The organism is Nocardia cyriacigeorgica NBRC 100375 (assembly GCF_000308555.1).
In the GTDB taxonomy this organism is placed as follows: domain Bacteria; phylum Actinomycetota; class Actinomycetes; order Mycobacteriales; family Mycobacteriaceae; genus Nocardia; species Nocardia cyriacigeorgica.
On sequence record NZ_BAFY01000022.1, the window covers coordinates 22,737 to 32,968 of the forward strand.

Annotated in this window: 11 protein-coding genes and 1 pseudogene; 7 read left to right on the plus strand and 5 right to left on the minus strand. The window is 67.7% G+C overall.

Going from position 1 to position 10,232, the window contains the following annotated elements:
- The first annotated feature begins 36 nt into the window (after positions 1-36).
- Complete coding sequence (locus RJ05_RS01605) at positions 37-501, plus strand: GatB/YqeY domain-containing protein (protein ID WP_036532214.1); 465 nt, start codon at positions 37-39, stop codon at positions 499-501.
- 58 nt (positions 502-559) lie between these two features.
- Here the strand turns inward: RJ05_RS01605 and RJ05_RS01610 are convergent, their stop codons facing one another.
- Complete coding sequence (locus RJ05_RS01610) at positions 560-2,908, minus strand: penicillin-binding protein (RefSeq protein ID WP_036532215.1); 2,349 nt, start codon at positions 2,906-2,908, stop codon at positions 560-562.
- A gap of 439 nt (positions 2,909-3,347) precedes the next feature.
- On the opposite strand from RJ05_RS01610, the gene RJ05_RS01615 reads away from it, so the two are divergent.
- Positions 3,348-3,671 (plus strand): WhiB family transcriptional regulator, encoded by a 324-nt coding sequence (locus RJ05_RS01615; RefSeq protein ID WP_011206869.1) that lies wholly within the window; start codon positions 3,348-3,350, stop codon positions 3,669-3,671.
- Here RJ05_RS01615 and bagB read toward each other — a convergent pair.
- Both bagB and bagA read right to left on the minus strand, forming a co-directional pair.
- On the minus strand, positions 3,664-4,812 hold the full coding sequence (bagB, locus tag RJ05_RS01620) for an ATPase BagB (RefSeq protein WP_036532217.1): 1,149 nt from the start codon (positions 4,810-4,812) through the stop codon (positions 3,664-3,666). The genes RJ05_RS01615 and bagB overlap by 8 nt on opposite strands.
- Positions 4,809-5,828 carry an ATPase BagA gene (gene bagA, locus RJ05_RS01625; protein ID WP_036532218.1) on the minus strand — a complete coding sequence of 340 codons (1,020 nt, stop codon included), beginning with the start codon at positions 5,826-5,828 and terminating at the stop codon, positions 4,809-4,811. The genes bagB and bagA overlap by 4 nt, the downstream gene beginning before the upstream one ends.
- A 170-nt stretch (positions 5,829-5,998) precedes the next feature.
- On the opposite strand from bagA, the gene sp36 reads away from it, so the two are divergent.
- The 3 genes and pseudogenes from sp36 to RJ05_RS29745 all read left to right on the plus strand — a co-directional run.
- Positions 5,999-6,163 carry a Sp36 family protein gene (sp36, locus tag RJ05_RS30485; protein WP_014348616.1) on the plus strand — a complete coding sequence of 55 codons (165 nt, stop codon included), beginning with the start codon at positions 5,999-6,001 and terminating at the stop codon, positions 6,161-6,163.
- Between the two features lie 11 nt (positions 6,164-6,174).
- Positions 6,175-6,663 carry a RidA family protein gene (locus RJ05_RS01630; protein WP_051016083.1) on the plus strand — a complete coding sequence of 163 codons (489 nt, stop codon included), beginning with the start codon at positions 6,175-6,177 and terminating at the stop codon, positions 6,661-6,663.
- A gap of 15 nt (positions 6,664-6,678) precedes the next feature.
- Positions 6,679-7,440: pseudogene (locus tag RJ05_RS29745) on the plus strand (MBL fold metallo-hydrolase); the annotation flags it as partial.
- A gap of 143 nt (positions 7,441-7,583) precedes the next feature.
- On the opposite strand, the gene RJ05_RS01640 reads toward RJ05_RS29745, so the two are convergent.
- On the minus strand, positions 7,584-8,258 hold the full coding sequence (locus RJ05_RS01640) for a Crp/Fnr family transcriptional regulator (protein ID WP_014348619.1): 675 nt from the start codon (positions 8,256-8,258) through the stop codon (positions 7,584-7,586).
- Positions 8,259-8,402: 144 nt separating this feature from the next.
- Positions 8,403-8,630, minus strand: coding sequence for a hypothetical protein (locus RJ05_RS01645; RefSeq protein ID WP_081597118.1), 228 nt, complete (start codon positions 8,628-8,630; stop codon positions 8,403-8,405).
- 232 nt (positions 8,631-8,862) lie between these two features.
- On the opposite strand from RJ05_RS01645, the gene nth reads away from it, so the two are divergent.
- Positions 8,863-9,570, plus strand: a complete 708-nt coding sequence (nth, locus tag RJ05_RS01650; protein ID WP_051016085.1) for an endonuclease III — start codon at positions 8,863-8,865, stop codon at positions 9,568-9,570.
- Positions 9,567-10,229, plus strand: coding sequence for a TlpA family protein disulfide reductase (locus RJ05_RS01655; protein ID WP_036532231.1), 663 nt, complete (start codon positions 9,567-9,569; stop codon positions 10,227-10,229). The genes nth and RJ05_RS01655 overlap by 4 nt, the downstream gene beginning before the upstream one ends.
- Positions 10,230-10,232: the final 3 nt, after the last annotated feature.

Sequence of the window (10,232 nt, forward strand, 5' to 3'; positions counted from 1 at the left end):
TGGGCCCGGTCCGGCCCAGCGGCTACCGTGAGGCACATGTCGGAACTCAAATCGCAGCTGCGTGCGGATATGACCGCCGCGATGAAATCCAAGGACACGCTGCGTCTTGCCACGTTGCGGATGCTGCTCGCCGCCATCCAGTCCGCCGAGGTCGCGGGCCCCGAGGCACGTGAGCTCTCCGACGCCGAGGTGGTCGCGGTGCTGGCCAAGGAATCCAAGAAGCGCAACGAGGCCGCGGAGGTGTACGCCCAGGCCGGGCGCGGTGAGCTGGCGGCCAACGAGCACGCGGAGGCCAGGATCATCGACGAATACCTGCCGACCCAGTTGACCGAAGCCGAGGTCGCCGACATCGCCGATACGGCCATCGCCCAGATCGCCGAGCAGACCGGTCAGCGTCCCGGTATGCGCCAGATGGGTCAGGTCATGAAGATCGCCACCGCGCTGGCCGAGGGCAAGGCCGACGGCGCCAGGATCTCCGCGGCGGTGAAGGCCCGGCTGTAACCGTTCGACCAGCAGACAAACGAAACGCCGACCCGGTCAGACCGGGTCGGCGTTGTCGTTACCGGGGGAACGGCAGCGGAATCGGGATCGGGATGGGCGGCAGCCGCGGCGGTGGCGGGAGGCCCGGCACGCCCGGCGGCGGTCCCTGCGGCCCGGGCGGCGGCGGGGTGCGCACGGTGCCGTCGCTGACGTAGATCGTCACCAGCGATCCCGGAATGGCAGACCCGTTCGGTGAGGACCCGGTCACGGTGCCCTTCGGCGCCGACCCGGACGATTCCACCGGAGTGACCTTGAATCCGGCCGCGATCAGCGCGGCGGTCGCCTCACCCTGCTTCATCCCGACCACGTCGGGCACTTGCGCGTTGTTGGCGCCGCGCACGTACTTGTCGTCCAGCGGCGGCAGCACGGGCGGCGGGAAGTTCCCGACGATGGGTTTGATCGCGTTGTACCAGGTCCGCGCGGGTTCGTTACCGCCGAACAGGCCGTTGGCGTCGCTCGCGCCGCAGTTGCGCAGCGGGAACGAGCAGATCTCGCCGGGCGTCGGGCTGTCGCCGTAGACATAGACCGACGCAGCCAGTGAGTTGGTGAAGCCGACGAACGCCGAGGAGCGGTGGCTTTCGGTGGTTCCGGTCTTACCGGCCATCGGCAGCGTCCAGCCCGCGTTGGCGGCCGCGGCGAAGGCGGTACCGCCGGGCTGATCGTCCTTGCTCATGGCGTTGGCCAGGGTGTTGGCCAGGCCGGGCTCGACCACCTGCTCGCAGGCCTGCTGGGTCAGCGGCACCTGCTTGCCGCTGCGGTCGATCACTTCTTTGATCGGCGAGGGCGGGCACCATTTGCCGCCGGAAGCCAGCGTGGCGGCGACATTGGACAGCTCGAGCGGGTTGATCGGAACCGGGCCGAGGGTGAACGAGCCGAGGTTCTGGCTCTTGATCATGTCGGCGAGGCTCTGATTGTTCTCCAGGCCCGAGCTGCCGGGTTCGGTGTAGGACCGCATCCCGAGGCGGACGGCCATATCGACGGTCGGGGTGACGCCGACGGCCTGGATGAGCTTGACGAACGCGGTGTTGGGTGAGGTCGCCAGCGCCTCGGTCACCGACATCGGCGACTTGTAGCGGCCGGCGTTCTCGACGCAGTAGGTCGCCGGGGGGCAACCGGGGGCGCCGCCGTTACCCATGCCCTGGGCGTTGAACCGGCCGGGCACGTCGAGCTGGGCATTGATGCCCATGCCCTTCTCCATCGCCGCGGCCGTGGTGAACAGCTTGAACACCGAGCCGGCGCCGTCACCGACCATCGAGTACGGCTGGGCCAGCAGCGTTTCGTGCGCCTCCCGGTTGAGGCCGTAGGTGCGGCTGCTGGCCATGGCGAGGACCGGGTGGGAGTCCTGGCCCGGTGCGACCACCGACATGACCTCGGCGATGTTCTCCAGGTCCGGCGGCGCGGCCTCGGAGACCGCGCGCTTGACCGAATCCTGCACGGCCGGATCGAGAGTGGTGCGGATCAGGTAGCCGCCCTTCTCGATCTGTTCGCGGCTGATACCGGCATTGGCCAGGTACTGCAGCGCGTAATCGCAGAAGAAGCCGCGGTCGCCGGCCGCGATGCAGCCGCGGGGCAGGCCCTTGGGCTCGGGCAGCACGCCCAGCGGCTCGCTCTTGGCCTTGCGGAATTCGTCGGCGCGGCTGGGGATGTTCTGGATCATGGTGTCCAGCACGGTGTTGCGGCGGGCCAGCACGCCCTCGGGGTTGGTGTAGGGGTTGAGCTTCGAGCTGCTCTGCACCATGCCCGCCAGCATCGCCGACTGCGGCACATTCAGATCGGCGGCGTCGATGCCGAAATAGGTCTGCGCGGCGTCCTGGATGCCGTAGGAGGAGTTACCGAACGGCACCAGGTTCAGGTAGCGGGTGAGGATCTCGTCCTTGGTCAGTTCTTTGTCCAGCGTCAGCGCCATCCGGATCTCCCGGATCTTGCGGGCCGGGGTGGTCTCGATCGCGGCACGGCGTTCGGCGTCGGTCTTGGCGACCACGAGCAGCTGGAAGTTCTTCACATATTGCTGGTCGATGGTGGAGGCGCCCTGCTGCACCTCGCCACTGGTGGTGTTGGTGAGGAAGGCGCGTAGCGTGCCCTGCCAGTCGACGCCGTCGTGGTCGGCGAAGCGGCGGTCCTCGATGGAGACGATCGCCAGCTTCATGTCGTTGGAGATCTTCTCGCTCGGCACCTCGAAACGGCGTTGTTCGTAGAGCCAGGCGATCGGATTGCCCGCCGCGTCGACCATCGTCGACACCGCGGGCACCGTGCCCTCGACCAACTCGGCGGAGACGTTGTCGACGGCATCGGCGGCGCGGTTGGAAACGAATCCGAAACCGCCTGCGAGCGGGAACAACAGCCCGGCGACGAGCACGGCGGCCAGCATGCAGCTAACGGCCAGCTTCGCGAGCGTATGTCTGATCGGCACGGGACCAGACTAAGGGGTGGGTCGGACGCTCTCGCGGGTGTGTTTGATCCGAATTGCTCGATTGCAGGTCGGGGTGGGTTCTGCGCTCGAAATCCCGCGTCGACGGCGGGCCGGTGAGCGCCGCGTTCGATCGAACATGCGATAACGGTCGGTTCGGTGGCGTGTCGCGATTGGGTCACTGGCGTGTCGCGTGGTCGCGGCACGGACGTACCAAAAAATCACAGCTCGGTCTTGCGCTCCCGGCATACCTTTACCTAGATTGAGAACCCAGTGTGATAGAGCTAACACTCAAAGTGGAATGTGGTGCACTTCGCAGCGGGGTTTGGGTTGCTGCGGGGCTGACACGCGATTCCGGAGCGCCGTTGACCGGTGTTCGGACTGCAAAGGGGCACACCAAATGCACATGACAACCCCCATCGCTCGATTGGACGTAGAGCAGGCCGAAGCGAGGATCGCCTGGGTATCCCAGGCCCGATGCAAGGAAGTAGACCCCGATCAGCTGTTCGTACGTGGCGCGGCGCAGCGCAAAGCGGCAACGATCTGCAGGCACTGCCCGGTATTGATGCAGTGCGGAGCCGACGCACTCGACAACCGGGTCGAGTTCGGTGTGTGGGGCGGAATGACCGAGCGACAGCGGCGTGCGCTGCTCAAGCAGCACCCCGAAGTGACCTCATGGGCCGATTTCTTCCAGGCCCAGCGCCAGCATCAGGTGGCTATGTAACCGGCACGGCCGAGCCGGCCGGAGTCCGGGTGAGTTGATCGCCGACCGCGCGTAGCGCTTCGAGATCGGAGACCTCGAAGGGCAGCGCGGTCACCGGCACGATCGGCACCCGAGGGTGGGCTCCGGTGAAGCGCAGCAGCAGATGCCGTTCGCGTTTCGCGGTAGCCACCCGGTGGGCGTGGATGCGCAGCACCGCCGCCGTCAGCGGATTCGTTTCGGCCAACTGGTCGGCGGCGGTCAGCGCGTGATCAGCGGACAGCGCGCTGCGGATCGGGTGGGTTCGGTTCAGCACCAGCCCGGCCAGCGGCATCTTCTCGGTGGAGAGCCGGTCGACGAAGAATGAGGCCTCACGCAGGGCATCGGGTTCTGGCGCCGCGACCACCAGGAAGTGGGTGCCCGGCTTGGACAGCATCGCGTAGGTCCGGTTGGCCCGGTCCTGGAATCCACCGAACAGCGATTCCAGCGATTGCAGGAACAGCGACGCGTCCTTGAGCATCTGGCCGCCGACGATCGTCGACACCCCGCGCACCGCCAGGCTCATGGCACCGGTGACGAACCGGCCGACGCCGCGTCCGGGCGCCATGATCACTCGGATCATCCGGCCGTTGAGGAAATTGCCGAGCCGCTTGGGCGCGTCCAGGAAGTCCAGTGCGTTGCGGGATGGGGGAGTGTCGACCACGATCAGATCCCACTCGCGCTTATTCGCCAGCTGTCCGAGCTTTTCCATCGCCATGTACTCCTGCGTCCCACCGAAGGACGAGGCCACGGTCTGATAGAAGGGGTTGGCGAAGATCTGCTCGGCCTTGTCCTGGCTGGTGTGCTCGAGCACCATGTCGTCGAAGGTCCGGCGCATATTGAGCATCATCGCGTGCAATTCGCCCTTGACCTCGGGACCCAGATCCACCCGCTGCGGCGAGTTGCCGAGATCGGCGACGCCGAGCGATTGGGCCAGCCTGCGCGCCGGATCGATGGTCAGCACCACGACCTTGCGGCCGGCCTCGGCCGCGCGCAGCGCGATGGCGGCGGCGGTGGTGGTCTTACCGACTCCGCCGGAACCGCAGCACACCACGATGCGTGCGTTCGGGTCGCCGATGATCGTCGAGATGTCCAGCTGGGGGGCGCCTGGCTGCGGCGTGCTCATCGGACTCCCTGTGCGGTGAGGTGTTCGGCCAGCTCGTAGAGCCCGCCCAGATCCATGCCGTCGGTGAGAGCGGGCAACGAGATCCGGGAGACATCGATCTTGGCGAGCTCGGTGGCGCTCTCGTCCTGGGCCCGCAGGGTGGCCGAATGCTCGACGGCCTCGGTGATCAGGCCTTGGAAGTCGTCCTCGGGGAGCGAGATTCCCGCGCTGTCGAGTCCGGCCCTGATCGTCTCGAGGTCGAGATCGCCCGCGGCGGCGCGATTGCGCTGTTCGGACGGTAGCTCGTCCTGGCTGGCCCGGTTGACGATCACCGTGCCGATTCGCAGGTCGGCCTCGGTCAATTCGGCGATGGCGTCGGCGGTTTCCTGGACCGGAAGCGCTTCGAGCAGGGTGACCAGGTGGATCAGGGTCTGGTCCGAATGCAGCAGTTTCGATACGCCCTCGGCCTGCGAGGCGATCGGGCCGCCCTTGGCCACCTCGGCCATCGCCTGGGTGACGTCGAGGAAACTGGCGATCCGTCCGGTCGGCGGCGAGTCCACCACGATCTCGTCGTAGACCTGCTTGCCGGTCTTGTCGACGCGGACCGCGCACTCTTTGATCTTGCCGGTCAGGATGACATCGCGCAGACCCGGTGCGATGGTGGTGACGAACTCGATGGCCCCCATCCGGCGCATGGCGCGCCCGGCGAAACCCAGGTTGTAGAACATGTCCAGGTACTCGAGGAAGGCGTGCTCGATATCGAGAGCGAGCGCGACCACCTCGCCACCGCCGTCGGCTGTGGCGATCCTGGTCTCGGTGGGTGGCAGCGGCGGCAGATCGAACAGCTGGGCGATGGACTGTCTGCTCTCCACCTCGACCAGCAGAACCCGGCGTCCGCCCGCGGCCAGCGCCAGCGCCAGGGCCGCGGCGACCGTCGACTTTCCGGTCCCGCCCTTCCCCGACACATAGTGCAGACGGGCTCTGGCCGCGCGTTCCGGCCAGCCGGTCGTCAGCCCCGGATCGGCCGAAACCGGCACTGTTGTTGGTGCTCCCACGTTCGCGAGCCTATAACCCGTTCTGAGATCGCGCCCTAGGGATCCGGATACCGGCGGTGTGGTGTATCAGACAGTGGCGTCCGGCCCGTATCACCGGTGACCGGCGCGGCTGCGGTCGGACCGTGCCGGAGTCCACCTATTAGGCTCCAGCCATGAGCGATGTGACCCTGTGGGAGTACGCGACCGTTCCGCTGCTCACCCATGCGACCAAGCAGATCCTCGACCAGTGGGGTGCCGACGGCTGGGAGCTGGTGACCGTGCTGCCCGGCCCGACCGGTGAGCAGCACGTGGCCTACCTGAAGCGGCCGAAGCAGTAGGGCGGGCGGCCATGGCACTCGAATCGCCCGCTGCCGAGCCCGCAACCCCCTGGCAACGCAATCTCGCCCGGCTCGGCCTGAGCCTGCCCGAGGTCGCCGCGCCGGTCGCGGCCTATCTGCCCGCGGTGCGTACCGGTTCGCTGGTCTACACCTCCGGGCAGTTGCCGTTCGTGTCCGGCGAGCTGTCGGCCACCGGCAAGGTCGGCGCCGAGGTGACGCTGGAGCAGGCCGCCGAGGCCGCCCGGCTGTGTGCGCTCAACGCCCTGGCCGCCGTGCACGATCTGGTCGGCCTGGACGAGGTCGTGCGGATCGTGAAGGTGGTCGGGTTCGTCGCGTCGGCGCCGGGTTTCACCGATCAGCCGCTGGTCATCAATGGCGCCTCGGAATTCCTCGGCGAGGTCTTCGGCGCCGCGGGTACGCACGCACGCTCGGCGGTCGGCGTCTCCGAACTGCCGAAGAACACCCCGGTCGAGGTGGAACTCATCGCCGAGGTGCGTTGATCAGGAGGTAGGCCCATGACCCTGACCCATCCCGCCTACGGGCAGCTGCGGCAGGTCACGCCGACCGCGGCCGTGCTGCTCGCGGACAATCCGGGCCAGATGACGCTGGACGGGACCAATACCTGGATCCTGCGGGCCCCGGACGGCGCCGGTTACGTGGTAGTCGATCCGGGTCCGAAGCAGCGCGCGCACATCGAGGCGATCGTCGCCGCGACCGGCGGCGATATCGCGCTCACGCTGATCACGCACCGGCATTCCGATCACACCGGCGGCATCGACCGGCTGGTGAAGCTGACCGGTACGCCGGTGCGTGCGATGGACCGGGAATTCCTGCGCGGCAGCGATGCCACGCTGACCGACGGCGAGGTGATCGTCGCCGGCGGATTGCGTATCACCGTGCTGCACACTCCCGGCCACACCGGGGATTCGGTGAGTTTCGTGCTCGATGACGCGGTGCTGACCGGCGACACCATCCTCGGTCGCGGCACCACCGTCCTCGATTCGACCGACGGCACGCTCGGCGACTACCTGCGGTCGCTGGACCGGCTGGTGGAGGTGGGCGCGGGCAAGGCATTGCTGCCCGCGCACGGCCCGGATCATCCGGATCTCGAGCCGGTCGCGCGCTACTACATCGCCCATCGGCAGGAACGGCTGGAGCAGGTGCGGGCGGCGCTGGCCGAGCTCGGGCCCGACGCCGGGCCGATGGCGGTGGTGCGCAAGGTGTACGCCGACGTCGACAAGAAGCTGTGGCTGGCGGCGCGTAGGTCGACAAGAAGCTGTGGCTGGCGGCGCGTAGTTCGGTGCAGGCGCAGCTGCAGTATCTGCGGTCGCAGCCCTGATACGGGCTGCGGCGCACACGTTCGAGGCCCGGTCCGCGAGATGCGGCCGGGCCTCGAACGATCAGCGAGCAGTGCGCGAGATCAGCGCGCGCGCCGAGCCAGGCGCTCGGAGTCGGAGATCAGCACGCTCTTGCCCTCGAGCCGCAGCCAGCCGCGGTGCGCGAAATCGGCCAGGGCCTTGTTCACGGTCTCGCGGGAGGCGCCGACCAGCTGGGCGATCTCTTCCTGGGTGAGGTCGTGGGTGACCCGAAGCGCACCCGCCTCCTGGGTACCGAAACGCTGGGCGAGCTGCAGCAGCGCCTTCGCGACCCGGCCCGGGACGTCGGTGAAGATCAGGTCGGCGAGGTTGTTGTTGGTGCGGCGCAGGCGACGGGCCAGCACGCGCAGCAACTGCTCGGCGATCTCGGGTCGCTGGTCGATCCAGGACTTGAGCGCCTCGCGGTCCATGGTGACCGCGCGAACCTCGGTGACCGTGGTCGCGGTGGAGGTCCGCGGGCCGGGGTCGAAGATCGACAGCTCGCCGAACATGTCCGACGGGCCCATGATGGTCAGCAGGTTCTCCCGGCCGTCCGGGGAACGGCGACCGATCTTCACCTTGCCGGACGTGATGATGTACAGCCGATCGCCGGGCTCACCTTCGTTGAAGATGACATGGCCGCGCGGGAAATCCACGGGCTGCAGTTGTTTGGCGAGCGCCGCCACCGCGGTGGGCTCTACGCCTTGGAAGATGCCTGCTCTGGCGAGGGCCTCGTCCACGAATGTGCTCCTTATGGGAAATGGCTGTAGTCCTGGACCGAAGTGGGTCGGCCGACAGTGCAGTCTACGCGGCATTCACGGCGCGTAGTGACAGACACCACGTAACGGCCGGATTGCGTGGCGTGAACTCCGCATCGCGCGGGCTCAGCTGGCCCGGGCGATGTCCATTTCCTCGGCGCGGGAGCGGCGCCTGCGCATACGGGCCACCGCCGCCGGTAGACCGAGCTTCGTCAGCTCTTTCACCTCGGCGTTGCTCGCCTTGTCCAAGTACAGCTGAACTTCTTCGTCGGGTTCGAGAAGTTTGCGGAGCCGGTTCTCGACCCGCTCCATGCCCAGGGCGAACAGCATCAACGCCACTGGGAAGAGCACCACAGCGAGTCCTTGCATGCCGAGCAGTAAACACTGTCGAGGTCTCAGATGGAACACGGCACCAGATCTCGACAGGCAACGATGTCGGTGCGTTCCGTATGGTGGACGGGTGCGTGTCTCCCCCTCATCCGCGGCCGGGACCGGGCCTTCGGCCACCGCCGCGGCGGCTGATCCTGTCCCGGCGGCAGACGGCGCGCCGAAGTCGAAAACCCGCACTCGACCGGCGGAAACCCGCTTGGGTCTTGTCCGCCGCGCGCGCCGGATGAACCGGAAACTGGCGCTGGCTTTTCCGGACGCGCATTGCGAATTGGATTTCACCACACCGCTGGAATTGGCCGTCGCGACGATCTTGTCCGCCCAGTGCACCGATGTGCGAGTGAACCTCACCACCCCCGCGCTTTTTGCCAAGTACCCTGACGCGCGCGCATACGCCGAGGCCAATCGGGTCGAACTCGAGGAATACATTCGCCCCACGGGCTTCTACCGGAACAAGGCGAACGCGCTCATCGGTCTCGGGCAAGCCCTGCTGGAAAATTTCGATGGTGAGTTGCCTCACACCATGGACGAACTTGTGAAGTTGCCGGGCATCGGGCGCAAGACTGCCAACGTCATCCTCGGCAACGCGTTCGGGGTGCCGGGTATCACCGTCGACACCCACTTCGGCCGGCTGGTGCGCCGCTGGGGATGGACGACCGAAGAGGATCCGGTCAAGGTCGAACAGGCCGTCGGCGAGCTGATCGAGCGCAAGGAGTGGACACTGCTGTCCCATCGGGTGATCTTCCACGGGCGCCGGGTCTGCCATTCGCGCAAACCGGCGTGCGGAGTGTGCCTGCTGGCCAAGGATTGCCCCTCGTTCGGGATCGGGCCTACTGACCCGGATGCCGCCGCCGAGCTGGTGAAGGGGCCGGAAGCGGAGCATCTGCTCGAGCTGGTGGGCCGGTGAGCCGAGTTCCCGTCGTCTGGCGCTGGGTGCTGTCGGCCCTGATCGTGGTGGTCGCGCTCGCCGTCGCGTTGTGGCCGCGCGGTACCGACGACTCCACCACCGTCGAGGATCGAGTCACTTCGGCAGCGAGGATCGACCCACAACAGCGCGCAGCCGCGGGTCTGGCCGAATGTCCTCGTCCGGCCGACGGTGCGGTGGGTTCGGGCCCGCTGGCCGGGCTCGCGCTGACCTGCCTGGCCGACGGTGAGCGCATCGACCTCGCCGCGGCCCTCGCAGGCAAGCCCGCGGTACTGAATCTGTGGGCCTACTGGTGCGAGCCCTGCCGCACCGAGCTGCCCATCCTGCAGGAGTACGCGGACCGAGTGGGACCGGCGGTGACGGTGCTGACCGTGCACAGCGACCCCGCCGAGAACAAGGCCATCGCCATGCTCGCCGCGCTGAACGACGAGCAGCGTGCCGCTGGCCGGGCACCACTGACCATGCCGGGCGTCGAGGACCCCGACGCCGCCGTGCGCACGGCCGCGGGCGCACCGAACGCGCTGCCGATCACCGTGCTGATCCGGTCGGACGGTTCGATCGCCGAGTACGTCGCCCGCCCGTTCCACGATGTCGACGACATCGCCGACACCGTCGCCGGGGCACTGGGAGTGCCGGCATGACCG

Coding starts and splice junctions, on each gene's coding strand:
- bagB (WP_036532217.1), bottom strand. CDS start 4,812: ATGAGCACGCCGCAGCCAGGCGCCCCCCAGCTGGACATCTCGACGATC.
- RJ05_RS01610 (WP_036532215.1), bottom strand. CDS start 2,908: ATGCTGGCCGCCGTGCTCGTCGCCGGGCTGTTGTTCCCGCTCGCAGGC.
- RJ05_RS01630 (WP_051016083.1), top strand. CDS start 6,175: ATGGCACTCGAATCGCCCGCTGCCGAGCCCGCAACCCCCTGGCAACGC.
- RJ05_RS01615 (WP_011206869.1), top strand. CDS start 3,348: ATGCACATGACAACCCCCATCGCTCGATTGGACGTAGAGCAGGCCGAA.
- RJ05_RS01605 (WP_036532214.1), top strand. CDS start 37: ATGTCGGAACTCAAATCGCAGCTGCGTGCGGATATGACCGCCGCGATG.
- sp36 (WP_014348616.1), top strand. CDS start 5,999: ATGAGCGATGTGACCCTGTGGGAGTACGCGACCGTTCCGCTGCTCACC.